The 16,877-nt window shown below is 49.9% G+C and carries 8 protein-coding genes; all 8 read right to left on the bottom strand.

The features are described 5' to 3' along the window. Window positions 1–8: 8 nt before the first annotated feature. Window positions 9–1,406 (bottom strand): alpha-L-fucosidase, encoded by a 1,398-nt coding sequence (locus QFZ51_RS20425; protein WP_429048406.1) that lies wholly within the window; start codon window positions 1,404–1,406, stop codon window positions 9–11. Window positions 1,407–1,559: 153 nt separating this feature from the next. Next, window positions 1,560–3,794, bottom strand: coding sequence for a glycosyl hydrolase family 28-related protein (locus QFZ51_RS20420; protein ID WP_429048405.1), 2,235 nt, complete (start codon window positions 3,792–3,794; stop codon window positions 1,560–1,562). A gap of 20 nt (window positions 3,795–3,814) precedes the next feature. Then, window positions 3,815–5,731, bottom strand: coding sequence for a beta-L-arabinofuranosidase domain-containing protein (locus tag QFZ51_RS20415; RefSeq protein ID WP_429048404.1), 1,917 nt, complete (start codon window positions 5,729–5,731; stop codon window positions 3,815–3,817). Next, window positions 5,728–7,602, bottom strand: coding sequence for a hypothetical protein (locus QFZ51_RS20410; RefSeq protein ID WP_429048402.1), 1,875 nt, complete (start codon window positions 7,600–7,602; stop codon window positions 5,728–5,730). The genes QFZ51_RS20415 and QFZ51_RS20410 overlap by 4 nt, the downstream gene beginning before the upstream one ends. Before the next feature lie 4 nt (window positions 7,603–7,606). Next, window positions 7,607–10,243, bottom strand: coding sequence for a glycoside hydrolase family 2 protein (locus QFZ51_RS20405; protein WP_429048400.1), 2,637 nt, complete (start codon window positions 10,241–10,243; stop codon window positions 7,607–7,609). A gap of 6 nt (window positions 10,244–10,249) precedes the next feature. Next, window positions 10,250–11,257, bottom strand: coding sequence for a DUF5017 domain-containing protein (locus QFZ51_RS20400; RefSeq protein ID WP_429048398.1), 1,008 nt, complete (start codon window positions 11,255–11,257; stop codon window positions 10,250–10,252). 21 nt (window positions 11,258–11,278) lie between these two features. Beyond that, on the bottom strand, window positions 11,279–13,180 hold the full coding sequence (locus QFZ51_RS20395; RefSeq protein WP_429048396.1) for a RagB/SusD family nutrient uptake outer membrane protein: 1,902 nt from the start codon (window positions 13,178–13,180) through the stop codon (window positions 11,279–11,281). 21 nt (window positions 13,181–13,201) lie between these two features. Continuing rightward, window positions 13,202–16,807, bottom strand: a complete 3,606-nt coding sequence (locus tag QFZ51_RS20390; protein WP_429048394.1) for a SusC/RagA family TonB-linked outer membrane protein — start codon at window positions 16,805–16,807, stop codon at window positions 13,202–13,204. Window positions 16,808–16,877: the final 70 nt, after the last annotated feature.

Here is a 16,877-nt window from a genome sequence, read left to right as displayed (position 1 = left end):
CTATATCGTTAACTCATTTTAAATACCCACACGGCTTCCCCGGCCAGCTGCTTACGCACGGCCTCTGGAATGCTGATGGTGATGGAATCGCCCGTTTGCTTCCATGTCAGTTTTTTTTCCGTACCCAGCAGGGTGATACCGGTTTTACGGCTCACCTCTTTCAAAGGTGCACTGATAGTGGCCGGTAGTATATTTTCTTTTTCCGCCGGGAGATAAGAAAGATAACAGGCTTTTTCACTTTTTGTAAAAGCCCATTTATCCTGGCGGTAAGGAGCAACAGGTTTGGTATTGTAAATAGACTCACTGTTTATTTTCATCCATTTGCCGATATCGGCCAGCCGCTGATAGGCTTCTGTGTGCCAGTCGCCATCAGGACCCGGCCCGATGTTGAGCAGCAGGTTACCGTTTTTAGCAACAATGTCCACCAGCATTTGTATCAGCTGCCGCGATGGTTTGTAATTTTCCTTTACAATGTACGACCAGGACCGGCCCAGTGTCATACAGGTTTCCCACGGAACAGGGATGTAGTGGTCCGGGACTTTTTGTTCCGGAGTCAGGTAGTTTACATATTCCGCTGCGCCGTGGCGGTCTACTACAATCAGGCCGGGCTGGTGTTTGCGCGCCATTGTTACAATGGGAGCCATGTTCATGCCCGCCCAGCTGCCATCCAGCCAGAGGAGATCTAATGCGCCGTAGTTGGTCATCAGCTCCTCGATCTGGTTGTATGTGAAATCGCAGAACCGTTGCCACCGCTCCGGATATTGTTTTTTATCGTAACTCTGGTGGCGGTCTTTAGGCGGAAAATACGACCACCAGTAATCTTCCGAGTGCCAGTCGGGTTTTGAAAAGTAAGCGCCTGCCATAAAATCTTTTTTACGGAAGGCATTAAAAATTTCCAGGGAAATATTGCTGCGCGGATTGGATGAAAAAGGTGTTTTGGCGCTGGTAATTTTATAGTCGGTGTACCTGGTGTCGAACATGCAAAACCCATCGTGATGCTTGGTTGTAAACACTACATAGCGCATACCGGCTGCTTTTGCGGCGTCAGCCCATTTATCAGGATTAAAGTGCACGGGGTTGAAAGTGGTTTGCAGGTTTTCATACGCCTGTTTATACTGAAACCAGTTTGCTGCGTAGGGGCCTGTACGTTTGGTAAAGGGATAGTCTTCCGGTGAAAGCGACCATGATTCCACGATACCCCACTGGCTGTAGGTACCCCAATGCATAAACAGGCCAAACTTCAGGTCCTGCCAATGTGATAATTTAGCTTTCACCCGGTCGTCTGTTGGCGCGGCATAGGTTTTCTCAGGGTCGTATGCCTGTGTACCCTGACTGCTGGCCGATAAATGACTGCTGCACCAAAACATGACTAACAGCGTATTCCGGATAATTGATTGCTTCCCCATTTGTATTCTTTTTTCCTGCACGCTGGTATATAAATGTTATAGACAGATTCTTTCTTAAAACGGGTGAACGCCCGGAAAATTATCCACCACAGGCAGGGCCCGCCTGTGGTGAATGGTTTAACGGATACTATGACCACCAGGGTGGTGAATGGTTTAATAGGTGATGGTATATGGTATGGTAATACTATTGCCTGCACCTGGTTTGAGAAACAGGTTAATAGTAAAACCACTGGTGGTTCTGTTACTGATATAAGGAGTATTGATGAGCAGCAGCGGCATACCGGCTGTTACCGCGGGCAGGCCCAGGGAGATAATTGCGGTGCCGGGCAGTAAAAAGTTAGGAACGCTGACCAGCGTAACATCGCTGCTCTGGAAGCTGGATGAATTTACATCTGCAGAAGTAGCCGTATCACTGATGGTAACGCTGCCGCAAAAGGTGGTAGCTTTTTCCACGCGCACCGATCTTACGGCAATGTTGTCCCATAGCGGCTGACTGGCACTGTCCCGGAACCAGGCGGAGAAGTCTGCCACCGGCATCGTGGAGGGAATGGCGAAGCCGGTCACCACGTACTGTTTATCTTCGTTGAGCGGGATGTTATTGAAATCCCATCTTCCTAGTAAGTTAGTGCCACCACTGGAAGAACACTGCATGCTGAACCTGCCCGCGGAAGCGCCTGCTGCCAGCCGGCGTAATGTAACTGTTGCTTTCATGGGCGTGTTATAAGGCGGGGCGTTGTCGTATCGCAGTTTTATGCACGACTGGTTATCGCTGATACTACCCGGATCCACTGTTGCCTTAAAAAATCCCCAGGCCGCACCGAACCGCTCCGTAGAGCCGTTGGCGTTAATGAACTGGTTATCTTTCACGCCCCTGGCATCGCCCACAATGTATACGTCGTTGTTGGTTTCGCGATAGCGTTTTAAAGGAAACGGACCGGTGTTTTCTTTTACAAAACTCCATATCACCGTTCCGTCAGTAATACCGGCGCCGGTTCCGGTTGGGCCTCCCGCGGCATCAGAGATACCTGTGGTGGTTACGATATAAACATACAACCCGTTTTGTACGGTTTGCCCCATAACATAGGCTGTAGCGGGCTTCCATCCGGCATACTCCGTATAATACGCCGTAGCGTAGTCGTTGCCTTGCACATCCAGTCGCTGGAAGTCGGTGCCGGAGGTGGCAAGTCCCGTGTTGCCGGCATTTGTGATCACGATCGGGTTATCTTTAAAAGACACACCCCTGGCCACAATCCGGGTAAACATGCCTGCTTCCGCAAGGATGCCGTATTGGGCCCTGCCGTTGTTGGCGCCGGTAGCAGCAGCGGTATTAAATACAGCGCCTCTTTCCAGCAGGAGGTCCGACCGGAAGGGCGACTGGGTACCATCTTTATGCAACCATATCAATGCTTTGGCGGCTGCGCCGGTGCTGCTGCCGTTGTTCACCTCCATCGCAGTGTCGCGGATAATCAGCCCGCCATCCGTATCAATCATCACGCTGTTGGCATCGGGTGAAATGATGAGCGGTTCGGATGTTTCTATTAAGTTTCTGCCGCCTATATAGGAGCCTGTTCTGCCGGCCCTGGTTTGCCGGGTGTAAATGGCCGCCACAGGCGGATTGCCATTGTTGTAAATACCCTGTTGCGTGGTTACATTGATGATGCGGTTCATGAAACACCCGATAAGCTTTATACCTATCCTGCCACCGCGGAGCAGGCACCTGTCGATGGTGCCGAGGTACACTGGCTCCCACCACACGCATGTTTGTGCAGGATCTGCAATTTCTTTTAACCGTATGTCTACATTTTGCAAAGTGGGGCGGTAGCAGTTGGAATAGTTGGTACTGTAATACCGGATGCCGGTAAGGGCTTCGCCGCAATTGAGCGTAAGATTCCTGATAGTGGGACCGGTAGCGCCGATGATGGCGTCGAAGCTAAGACAATGAATGTTACCGGTGGCGGTGGTAAAGTCAAGAATGGTAGGCGTAGGAGAATCTACAATGCCATAGTCGCCTTGTTCGCCGGTATAGGTTTGTCCTGTTTTAAGATTGATCTGCGCGGTTATTTTATAATTTCCTTTTGGAAAATAAATGATCCTGCCCGTGGCGGCGGTATCAATACATTTCTGAATGGCGGCGGTATCATCCGTGGAGGCGTTGCCTTTTGCGCCAAACCATTTTACATTAAAGAGATTGGTGTCTGCCCGCAGCCATCTGCCAGCGCCGGCAACAACGATGATGGTGCCCCGGTTATCACCGGTGGTGTTGGCAGGTTGCCAGTAAAAGTCTCCGCCGCCGCCATCGCCGGGCGCATAATAGCCGAGCAGATTGCAATGTTCATTGGCGGTGGTACCCGCTGTGGTTTCTAAAACAGAGATGTTTGTGATAGTCATAGTTACAAGGGTTTAATGTATTAAGGGATCACCGGGAATACCGTCATGCGTAGCCTGGTAATACCATAGGGCACCAGGGTGATGGTATCGGTAGTTGTTTCATAGTGGAAAGAACCGGGTTTGGGTAATGGGGGCGTGTAGCGGTTTTCTGATAAATGCCAGTCGTTAATTTTCCTGGCCGGTACCTTAATGGTAACAGCGGCGGCGTCAAAGGGATAAGTATTGTCCTGTTTTTCTGTTACCAGCCATTGTCCGGGGCGTGCCAGCAGTGCGTAGTTCCAGTCACCCGCAGGACGGATGTCCAGCGCCGGGAAACCAGGATCTGCAGATTTTTTGCCGCCAAGGTTAGCGTAAGTGGCGGTATCTGTGGTTACTTTTTCGGGAATGGGATAAGCGTACAACAACGGGCCGCGTTCCACGGTAACGCCCCACTGGGCCCATTGTACCAGTTGCGGCGCCATAGGGAATTGTATGCTGATCCGGTCGTTGTTATGAAATTTCCGGTGCAGGGTTACAAAGGTGCCGGGCTTTAACGCGCCGTTGTATCGTTTTCCGTTGATGCTTACCATCGCTGATTGACACCAGCCAGGTATGCGGAAGGTAAAAGGCATAGTGATGTCCTGTTGCATCCGGAAGGTGAACTGCAACTGGTCAGAGAAAGGATATTGCGTGTTTTCGGTAATGCTGAGTTGCTGCCCTTTGTAGCGGAGCGTTTCAACAGAAGGCCCGTAAAGTGCTGCCACCGGGGCTCCTGTGGTATCACGCATCCACATCCGCGCGGCGTAGTTGGGCATAAAGCGATGTACGTTGCCGGCGCAGCATTCTGTTTCATGACAGGGCCAGTAAGCCATCCAGGTAGAGCCATGCGCAAATTTATTGTGGTTGGACTGCCCCGTAGCGATCACCTGGTTAACGCTGGAGAAGTACTGAAGATTTTTAAAATCTTTGGATACCGCACCTGGACCTGCATTGAAGATGGCCTTCTCCAGTTTATCGGCCCAGCGGCCGTCGCCGGTGGCCATCAGCAGGTAACCCACTGCCCAGGTATAGTCGGTGATATCGCAGGTTTCGTGGCTCTGTAACGGATCTTTCCCTGCCAGGAATTCGTTGGAGCTGGGGATGCCATCGGGTAACATATGATCGCGATCCAGTTTGTACATGGCATTCAGCGCTGCATCGAGATATACTTTTTTACCGGTGTAAGTATACAGGATGGCGGGCAGCTTAGCCATTTCCATATAGGTAACGCCATGCAGCACCAGCGTATCCGGCGAAGAAGCCGTTTGCATGTTCAGCTCAAAACCGCCTTTGGCATAAGCCGCTTCCGCAAGCGCCAGCAGTCGGGAATCATTTGTTTTGCCATACGTCCACAACATGCCTTCAATGTTTACAATGGCACGTTTGGCATTGCCAATTTCTTCGGGCGTATAGCTCAGGTAATGTTTATGCAGGGCGGCAATGATCCGCTGATCGCCGGTAGCTGCGTATTCGGCCTGTAACACCCGGAAATATACAGCGATAGGCCATTGGCTGGTGAACATCTCCGGACCCAGGCGGCCATTGGATTGTACGTGTGCCAGCGTGTAGTTAATACCGGCGCGGGCTTTATTCACCAGCGCTGTATCACGCAGTAAATAACCCAGCCGGAGTATACCATCGCTGTAGTAGGCAGTTTGTTCGTATCGCCACCAGTTGGCGCCGTGTTGTTCGCCTACCCGTTCTATAACGCCTGCCCACAGGGAGGAATTGAAGGGATACGATAATACTTCCGGATGCCCGGTAAGACCGCTCCGCTGCCGGAGCAGGAATTCTTTCAGCCATCCCTGCGGGCTAACATCAGTGATGGCCTGTTCCCTGAATATATCGAACCTGGCTTGCGCCATTGCGGGCATCACAAAATAGAGGGCAGCGCTGATCAGTAAGCATGCTTTTTTCATGTGTGTGGTCTTACGGAAATTTTTATATCGATATTATTCGTTTCAAAGAGTAACGGAACGGCTTCGAGCCCGGGTACAAAATTGAAAGCGCGGTCTGTTAATGCGCGGGTTGTTTTTATGGGCGCACTGGCGGTTATCTCCACAATACTACCCGCTTTGCGTATTTCCAGCTTATTTTCTGAAAGAAGTGTGACGGGTTCGCCGTGCGTACTGATAACAGGCAAACTATAAACGGCCTTTTCATTTTTCGCAGTAGCGTGAATATGAAACACATCTTTCTCAAAAAGATAACTGATCGTACATTCCGGTGAAGCAGCCGGTAACTGGTTTTCATCTACCAGTAATGAACGGGTGTTGAAGGTTATCTGCCCGGTGTTTTCATGATATTCAACAGCGGCCTTCAGATCATTGGTGTGCCGGTACAGCTGTTCGCCGGCCATTATGGTAAAGCCAGGCGTAAAGCAAGCAGGCAACGGATCATTATCCCGCTGCATGTTGAAGCTCTCCACCATTTGATACCGGTTCATACTGGCCACAAGCAGGGGACCGGTATCCTCATGCCAGAGCATAGACAAAGCACCGCCGCTGGCATGACCGCCCTTCATAGAATATTCCTGGTCGTACCCCGTAATGGTGCCACGCCATTTATGCGTGGAGATCAGCCAGGTATTGATTTCAGGAAATGACTTCACCCCGTATATACGTTCCCGTGGGAGCGGGGCTGTAGTGCTTTTTATTGAAGACGCCTGGATCAAAACGGTGGTCAATGCTTTACTGTGCGCCAGCGAATGACTTACGCAAGGCAATACCCCGTGTTGTACATAATGCGGCCCGCCATGCAATAATTTATTGTGCGTGCATTGCGCCAGCAGCCGGGTGTTTTGCAGGGCTGCTTTGTAAAATGCAGGGTCGCTGCCGGCCATCAGGGCATAGGCAGGCTGACAGCCATCGCTGGTTCTGCTGCCCCAATAGGTCCATTTAAAGTTCCTGGTTCCCCAGCTGTTGTCCCAGGCGCCGTCGGGCAGCATAAATTCCAGGTGTGCTTTTAAGGAGCGTGTCAACTGATCCAGCAGGGCGGTGTCATTCACCAATTTTGCATACAGCACAAAAGAGGGAAGCGACTCTTCCACGTTATAACCAAGGTCCACCGAATAACAGCCTTTTGCACTTTTCTCGGGCACCGGTTTTCCTTCCCCGTATATCAGGCCATTGGCAGTAAAGTAGGCGAGGCAATCCTTTGCCAGGCTTTTGCCCTTGGTAATAAAATGAGGTTGTTGGAGATAGGTACCTATCAGGCACAAAGCATAACTGCCGGCGATAGGGTAGTTGATATTACCGGTGTTCACAGTAAAGTTTTTATAGAGATAGTCACCTGCTTTTTGTAACCTGTTTTTCCATTGCTGTGCTGTGGGTTTGTTCAGTAAATGTTCAAAATGAATCAGCGCTTCCGCAAGACTGGTAGCGCCAAACACCGTAATGCCTTTCCAGTCGCTTACATTTACTTCGTTTACCCACGCGCCATCGGGCGTGCTTACCATATGTTCCATCCAGTTGTACAAACGGATAGCTGCATCTACATACTGTTGTTCTTTTCTTTTACTGGCAAGATATAATAACGGGAAGATGGCGTCACCGCAGCGGCCGTGTATGGTGGCGCAGGCGGGGCACAGAATGCCGCCATGCAATCCTTTTGCCTGCGGTTGATTTACCTGTAGCGCCAGTAAACTTTCACCCCATTGTTGCAGGAGCTGTTCACTCAGGGTTGCCAGTTCATCTTTATAAACACCCGCCCATGCAGTGATAGGCGGTAATAACAAACCTGTACTGCCAAACGTGGTTATTTTCAGGAATTCCCGTCTTGATGTAAACATGCTTTTATTTTTTGGGTGCGGTACTGTCGGGCCGCGGCAAATGGGTAATGGGCCAATGGTTCACCTGCGCGTTTTCATTCAGCGCAATGGCTGCATCGGGACTGTTGCTTTCTTTTATATTTACATTAAAGCCATCCACCAGTATCATTGGCTTGCTGCCCTGAAGGGCGGCCTCACTGGCTTCTACGGTAATTGTTTTTGTTTCATTGGGGCACAGGGAAACATAATTATCTGAATAAAAAACAGGCAACACCCTGTCGCCACCTTGCCGGTGAAGTTGCAGGTGCGTCATTACCGCGATATGAGCAGATGGATTATGCAGGCTTACATCCAGCAAACAGTTACCATGCACGCTGCGGCGTTTAACCGTTGCCGTGAGCGTAACCACTGGTATCTTTTCCAGGCCCGCCAGCTGGTCTGATCCCAACGGAAGCGTGTTCCAGTAGAAGTTATCGGAAAGCAGCGCGCCGTTGGCATCATGTAAAGTCAGTTTTACAAAGTGAACGGGCGACAAATCAGCGGGCCATTGCACCTGCCCGAGATCCGTTGCTACGGTGGGAAGGGCCGTAACATTATAATCCTGTTGCAGCACCGGCTTACCGTCTGCATTGAACAGGCTGAGATGTGCACGCGCATTTTTCAGCGCAGCCGGTCCGTTATTGATCACCTGTATATTTCCTTCTTTTTCGTTCAGTTGAATATGTACCGGTTCACAGGCCTTTTGAACGGCAAACAGCGCTGAATTAGGCTCCAGGTCGTGATGATAAAGCTGCCATACAAAACTGGGCTGCGCAGGATTGCTCATCCAGGTGATAACACCAGTAGCAGGGTTAAACATTTTTGCATTGCGGCCCTCATACATAGCGCGGAACGATTCATAATTGGCGAGTTGTGATTTTCTTACAAAGTCGGCCAGGTTGGCTACTTCACCAAACCGTTTGGCAATCATGTTCCGGTAGTATTTTGTGGCGAGGTCATGTTCGGCCCAGTTGTCGTTGATCACTTCCCAGTCCTGCTGCGGCATCATGCCCTGCACGGACTCCATTGTTGGAATAGAGAAACTGCCGATTTCCGTTTTGAAAGATTCAGTGAAAACATAATACTCCGCCGGTTTGCGGGTGTAGTAAGGCCCGCCGGAGTGTACGCCGCGCCCGGAGGTAGAACTGGGCTGGTACAGCCGCAAGGGCTCCAGTTCAGCCATCAGGCTGCGAAGTGAATCGTCTATTACTTTAGGCGGGTTGCCTTCATTGCGGGCGCACCAAAGGATAATAGAAGGATGATTGCGGAAACGCAGCATTTTCTCCCGTACGTTGGCGAGGTACAAATTCACATCTGCGGGATCAGGTCCGTCGGAGGGGTTGGGCTGGAAAAATTCATCCCATACCATGAGGCCGTATTTATCGCAGAGGGCGTACAGGTCTTCGCTGGTGCTCTGGCCCACCCAGTTGCGGATGATATTGTAATGCGCCTGCTGATGCATGCGGATCTGTGTTTCCAGTCTCTCTTTTGGAATACGTTTCATCGCTTCATCCATACCCCAGTTGCCGCCTTTACAAAAAATCTTTACGCCATTCACGGAAATGGTGAGATCTTCTGAAGCCGGCGTGGTGTAACTGATTTCGCGGATGCCGAAATCCAATTGTTGTTCATCGGATATTTCTCCCCCGATGTTAAACTGTAGTTGCAGGGTATATAAATTTTGCGGACCGTAACCATTGGGCCACCAGAGTTTCGGCTGTTTTATTTTTAACTGCGGCAGTGTGGCGGGATCAAAGGTAATCCGCTGGCTGCTGTGTGGCGGCAATGCTACCGGCTTACTGAACACTACATTGCCAAAGGCGCCTTTCAATATGCCTTCCTGCGGCTGGTCTGTTATATTTTCTACGGTAGCGGCTATTTTAACATCAGCGGTATTTAATGCGGGTAATGGAAGATCGGTAGTTACCAATGGATCTTTTACAAGTACAGGACCGGTGGCATCGAGATATACGGATTGCCAGATGCCGGTGTTCCGGTCGCGGATAGCGGGTATCCAGTCCCAGCCCATAGAGCAGAGGAACGTAGGACCATCCAGAGCGGTGATGCCACCGTTTCTGCCCATGCCTTGTGCAATGGTATGCTCGTGTGGCACACCCGGATTGGGTTGCGGGGATACCAATACAGCTATGGCGGCGGTTGCTCCGGGCTTTACGGCCGCTGTGATATCAAAGATGCCCCTTGCAAAGGCGCCACGTATCTCCCCGGTATATTTCCCGTTTACCCACACCTGCGCAGTGTAGTTAATACCGTTGAAGTGCAGCCAGCAGTTTTTGTTTTTGTAAGATGATGGTATGGTTATTTCTGTGCGGTACCACCAGTTGGTGCGGCAAAGGGAATCAGGAATCCTGTCGGGGCGGTTATTTTCGCCATATAACGGTTCCGGGTATATGTTGTTATGTACCAGCGTGGTGAGCACTGTTCCCGGTACCACGGCGGGATACCAGCCATTAGCGGAGAAGCCGGGTTGTGCTATTGCTGCGCCCGGCTGCGGTATTTTTGAAGCGTTCTGCAGCCACCAGCCACCGACCGGCATCACCTGGGCAAAGAGGATTTGCGAAAAGAGCAATAACGCCACCATGGCCGGAAGGAAAGATCGGTTCATATTTAATCAGGGTAGAATTTTTAATGTCAGCTGTTTAACCTGGCTTTTGCTGTCTTCCAGGCTGTTATTAGTGGCCACAAAGGTGACCTGGTAAGTGCCTGCTTTGTTAAAAACGTATTTGAAGGTGGCCGACTTCAACGCAACTTCATTCTGTATCACCATACCTATATCGGGTTTGGTGGTTTTTAAGTCGATGGATGAAGTAATCAGCCAGTCGTCGTTGTCTTCATTATCAATATTGGTACCGGGATTGAACGTAATGGGATAACCGGTCCTGATAGGAATGCCGTTGCTGTTCCGGACACTGTCGGCCGCGGAAACGTTCCAGGTGCCCACGTTCCAGGCGTTGAAGCCAGTGTAGTTATTCTCCGCTGTTCCCGGTTCACTGTTGTTAAGCAAACTGGCCTGTACCCAGCCGGTGTTGGCAAAATTTGTAAACAGGGGCGTGGTACTGCTGTCGGGTAATAAATTATAGAGGGAAAAGCTTTGGATAACCCATTTTCTTTGCGGCATCACACCGGTCTTTTTGTTCAGCACGCGGAAAGCGATGTTCACTTTATCTGCCTTATTAAAATCTGATATATCGATAGAATCAGAAGTTGTAAAACCGGTGGACAATGACTTCGGCCATTTGCTGTTGCGATTGGTAATATTTGTCCAGGTGGCTTTTGTGATATGTGCGGCATCATATCCTTCCAGGTTGGTGGAGATCAGCAGCTGCAGTGAATCCGGGCAAGGCTTTGGTGGTACAGGGCCTTGCTGCATGGATGTTTGGAACACGAGTTTTTCCACGCCGGGCATCAACTTCCTGTCCCGGTTTTCATATGCTTTGCCGGTTTCGCCGGAAAAGAAAACAATGGCGCCGGCATTGCCGGAGAGATAAAAAGTAACAGTGTCGCCCGCCTGGTAGGCCAGCTGGTCGGTGTTTACGTTGAAGTCCGGTATGGTTGCTTCGTTTCTGCGGCAACCTGCAAACATAACAGCGGCGAGGAAATAATATATAATGGATCTCATACTATTTTGTTTAATCGGTTTTTATTGCCATCCGGGGTTTTGTGTTAATACCTGGTCCAGCACTATTTCATTGCCGGGGATTGGTAACAGTGAATACTTTTGCGGATCAACCAGGAAATTGGTCGCAGCCACACCAGCAGGCGTAACATAATTGGTAGGAGCGTAGTTGTCGTTGTTGGCAAGCACCTGTTGCATGGCCTGCGTCATTTTGCCCCAGCGTACCAGGTCCTGCCGGCGAACGCCTTCAAAGCAGAGTTCACGGGAGCGTTCATCCATAATATCCTGCATGGTAAATGTGGTTACATCAAAGCCTGGCGCAGGCGTGTTAGGCGGATATCCGTATGCCCGTCTTCTTACCTGGTTATAATATTCCACGGCCGTAGTGCCTGCGCTGCCATTGGCTTTCAGCTCAGCTTCCGCTGCCATCAGCAGCACATCTGCGTAACGCACAATGGGGAAGTTGCAGGAAGTATTGTTTTGGAGGCGGCTGGGTGGCAGGTTAATTTCGTATTCCCTTCTCCATTTACCCACACAGCGGTCGTATGTTGTTGGATAACCCGCACCGCCGGATATTACATTGATAGCCGTTACCTTTCCACTACTCACGGTGGCAGTGGCTACTGCTTCATTAGGCGTGGTAACAGAGGGGTTGGTAGACGAATTGGTACCGTAAGCAGTAAAACCGATGGTGGGAGGAGTCGTATAGCCGTTGCCGGGGTTGTCGATTACTACGGAAGTAATGGCGCCCTGTGCATCGGTGTAAGCAGTGGCCGCAGCGCCGGTACCCCCGCCACCGGTGATGTTCACGGTGAGCGTGTAGTAACGGGTGGTAGCAGCGCTTTTATACACATAAGGCGCAATGGCCCAATCCCTCCGCTGATCGCCGGAACCATAAAGATTGTATAAACCGGGCAAAACCCGGTAAGTGCCGGGAGAGTACCCGTTTACACCCGAAATGCCCGCATCGGGACAGTATACGCCCATTACTGCGCCCAGCTGCTGCGTAACAAGATACCCGGTGCCTGCATAGTTGCCGGTAACATTGGATTTGGATAAGAAAGCGGCGTCCCAGATGCTTTCCGAAGTGCCGTTATCATTCATGTTATTCTGCATCTTGTTGATGAAAATACGGGCATAGGCAGGGGTAGCGGGATAAAGCGGATGTGGTGAGCTGATTAAACTATGTACGTTTGAATTAATCAGCTTCTGCGCCCAGAACAGCGCATCTTTATAACGCGCCACGTCATTCATGGGATTGCCGGCCATAGAAAGATACACCCTTGCGAGAATGGCTTCCACGGCAGATTGTGTAACAATAGTGGGCGTGTTTACCTGCGACATTTTGGGCACCAGGCTGTCGGCTGCCACCATTTCTTTCACGATAAAAGCATAAATATCTTTTGATGGCGTACGCGGGAGATTGTAATTGGTGCCCAGGTCGGTAGCCAGCATTGTTTTAAGCGGCACGTCCCCGAAATGGGTCACCAGCAGGTAGAAATAATATGCCCGCAGGAACCTGGCCTGTCCTTTAATCTGCGAGCGTTTTGTTTCATCTATTTGTGGTTTGTCGGCCACATCGAGGATCACGTTGGCATCTTCAATACCCTTGTATAAGCTCCGCCATAACAGCAAAACATTCTGTTCAGTGTTACTGATATGATAAAACTCCGTGAGAGTGGTGCTGTAACTGGCGTTGTTACGGAAGCTTTCATCCGCACCGGCATTGATATATCCCCATAAACCAAAACCATACATCGGGTCTTGCTGGAGGATATTGTACATCCCGGCCACTTGTTCATCCAGTTGCGCTTCGGTGGTAAATGTGATAGGGCGGAAGGTGACAGGATCCAGGCTTACATCCATCTTACAGGAAGCTGCCAGTATGCATATGAGTGGAAGTAGTAATTGCTGAAAAGTTTTCATAACAACATTTTAAACATGGAATCAGAATGTAGCCGTAATACCAAAGCTGAGTGTAAAGGCGCGTGGATAAGCCGTATAATCGAGTCCGCCGGATAAGGCGGAGTAACTACTGCTGGGTTGAAGAAACGTATAGCCGGTGCCGCTGGTAGCGGTAACGCCGGGAGTGTTTCCCGGTGCATTGGCAGGGTTTTGCACCCTGAAAGAGGAAACCTCCGGATCAATGCCGGAGTAATGGGTGATGGTGAAAATATTCTGCGCTGCCACATATGCTTTCAAACCTTTAAAGCCTGCACGGCGGATCAATTCGGGTGGCAGGTCGTAACCCAGCGAAATTGTTTTGAGCCGCAGGAAGGAGCCATCTTCTATGTAGCGGGAGGTTACCTTTGGCGTAGTGCTGCCCGCATCGCCCCGGTTGTTATATTTTGCCCTTGGCACATCGTTAGTTGGATTATCGGGTGTCCAACGGTTAGCATATTCTGCAAACTGGTTGCCGTTCGGGAAATAACCTCCGGTGGAAGCAAAGGCCATCCTGTTGGCGTTTAGTATTTCATTGCCATAGCTCCATTGCAGGAAAATATTCAGGTAGAAATTTTTATAGTTAAAATTATTGGAGAACCCGCCGGTATGAATAGGAAGGGGGCTGCCCAACGTAGTTTGATCGTTGGCATCTACTATGCCATCGCCATTAATATCTTTGTATTTTGGATCGCCCGGCTGAATACCGGTGGCATAGCCAGGTACACCGTTTTTCAGGATGTAGGCGCCATTCCCTTGTTTAACAAAATCATCATACTGGTAAACGCCGGCCCACTTATAACCATAGAACTGGGAGATGGGGGCGTCCACTTTTGCAATCCAGGCAGTGGTGCTGTTGCCGCCGGGCAGGTTATAACCTGTTTGCATTACTTCAAAGCCATCATAAAATTTATCAATCTTTCCTTTGTTAAAACTGATGTTGAAGCTACTGCTCCAGTTGAAATTTTTTCCTTTAACATTAATGGTGTTGATGGTTAGTTCAAAACCTTTGTTGGTAATTTCCCCAGTGTTCTGGTATTGGGTATTGAAAGACGTGATACTGTAACCCGCGAAGTAAGGGATTTGCACCAGCAGCAGGAAGTTCTTTGTTTTCCGGTTGTAATAATCTGCATCCACGGAGATCCGGTCGTTGAAGAAGCTTAAGTTCAACCCGAGATCCAGTTCTGTAGTGGTTTCCCAGGTGAGGTTGGCATTGCCGTTTCCAAATGGCACAGTGCCTCTTGTATAGGAATTGTTGAAAGGGTAGGCGAACTGCGTACCACCAGCGAGGGTAGCCAGGTAGCTGAAGTCTCCCACCTTGTTGTTGCCTACGCTGCCATAACTGGCCCTGAACTTACCATCATTCAGTATGGATCGCAAGCCTGCTGCGAAGGGCTCTTCTGTAAACCTCCAGGCAAAAGCGCCGGAAGGGAAGTAGCCCCATTGCTTGCCTGCCGCAAACTTTGAAGAACCATCGGACCGCGCAGTGGCGGTGAACAGGTATTTATCTTCAAAAGCATAGTTCAGCCGGCCTAAAAAAGAAAACAGCTGCCAGCGCGAGCCGCCGGCATTGGGAGATGCGGCGGTGCCGCCGCCTATGCTTTTAATGCCCAGGTATTCGGTCGACTGTGGCACATTAATGGATCTGAAACCGGTATAATTGTTAGTGGCGTATTGATAAGTGAAACCTGCCAGCGCATCAATCATATGTTTTTTCCCGATAGTAGTTTTGTAGTTGAGAATATTTTCACTGAGATAATTACTGTTCAGCTGATTGTTGATAGTGCCGTTAATACCATTCACATTGGGCACTGCGCCTGCTTTGTTCTTGAATAAATTTCCCTGTTGTGTTTGTGAATTATAAAAGGTTTCCGATTTCAGGTTGGTGGCATTATAGCCGCCTGATATCTTCAGTCTGAATTTCTTCAGAAAAGTATATTCCAGGAAGGCATTAATAGTACCGGTGTTGTTGATGTTTTTCCGGTATTCATTCTGCGCCTGTAGCAGCGGGTTCACCAGGTTGTTTCCCAGGGTGGCATTGGAGGTGCCATTGTTGAAGTCTTCCAGCGCAAGACTGTCGATCACAGCGTTGAGCAGGTCCTGGTTACCTACGCCGGAAACGGGCCGGTATTGCCACATGCCCTGTACTACGCCGCCACTGAAAGATGCAGCGGGGATGGTGCCATAGGAAGAAGAATTGGAATACCCGGCGGTGATGCCCATCCGGAGATTTTTATTCAACCGTTGATCGAGCGTGAATTTGCCGTCATATCTTTTCAGGCCGGTATTGATAATGATTCCTTTCTGGTCGTAGTAGGAGCCACTGATGGAATACCGCGTGTCTGCGGTGCCTGCGCTGATATTCAGCGAATGGCTTTGGGTGAGTCCTGATTGCAGGAGGAGGTCCTGCCAGTCGTACCCGGGATTGTTTTTATAAGAGTCGAGCGTAATGCCTTTTGCAGGATCGAGGTAAATGCGTGCGTTGGTGTTAACGGGTGTGCCGGGCGTACTGGCCGCGCTGTCCAGTTCGAGCTGTAGTTTTACAAATTCGTAAGGACTAAGCATCTCCATTTTCTTCGTGATTTGCTGTATGCCCAGCGCATAGCTGTAAGTCACTCTTGGGGGACCTGGTTTTCCTCTTTTGGTGTTGATGATGATGACACCGTTGGCGCCTCTTGCGCCATAAATAGCAATAGAAGAAGCATCTTTCAATACTTCCAGGGAGGCGATATCATTGGGATTGATGGAATTGATATCCATATTTTCAATGGGGAAACCATCTATCACAAACAGGGGAGATCCGTCCTGGCTTACGGAGCTTCCTCTCACTACAATCCGGGAAGCAGCGCCTGGCTGTCCGTCGTTGGAGCTTACTTCCACGCCCGCAATGCGACCGGCCAGCGCCTGGTCAAAAGACGCTACGGGGGCTTTCTGCATATCCTCCACATTGGCTTTGCCCACTGAGCCCGTGAGGTCCCTGCGGGTGGTGGTGCCATATCCGATCACAATTACTTCATTGAGACCGCTGTTGGCAGGCTTTAGTTTTATGTCCTGGAAACGCATGTCTGTAAGTGGTACTTCCAGCGGTTCATAACCGACAAAGCCGATCTGTAAAATGCCGGCAGGTTCCGGCATGACGATGGAGAAGCTGCCGTTATCATCTGTCTGCGCCGCCGCGGTCGTATTTTTAATTCTCACGGATGCCCTGGCCAGGGGCTGGCCGGTGTCGTCTGTTACCCTGCCTTGCAGCTTTTCCTGTTTGGGGGAAGGAGCCGCAACATTGTCCTTTCTCTTCAGGATGATATAGGTATCGTTAAACGTCCACTCAATATTTTTATCTTTCAGCAGCGTATTAAGTACTGCCGGTAAATCGCTTTTGTTGAAGTCTACTTTTATTTTTTCCTTATCATTCAGGATAAGATTATTATAAAAAACAGTATAGCCGGTTTGCTGCCGGATGGCTTTGAATATATCTGCCAGGCTGATGGCGGCATTCCCGCTTTTCAGGGTTACCTGTTTTTGTCCCTGTGCAAAAACAACCGGCTGGTTAAGCCAAAAGAAGAGCACCAGTCCTTGCAGGAAAGGACTCCATTTGGGTGGAATTAGCTTCATAACGTAGCATTTGATATCTGTTAGAGACGTGATTTTATTTAAAACGGGTGAAGTGGGTCTGAGGAATCCT

The organism is Chitinophaga sp. W3I9, from assembly GCF_050434025.1.
Classification (GTDB): domain Bacteria; phylum Bacteroidota; class Bacteroidia; order Chitinophagales; family Chitinophagaceae; genus Chitinophaga.
Note: the sequence above shows the minus strand (reverse complement) of the source record. Positions and strands in the feature narration are given on the sequence as shown.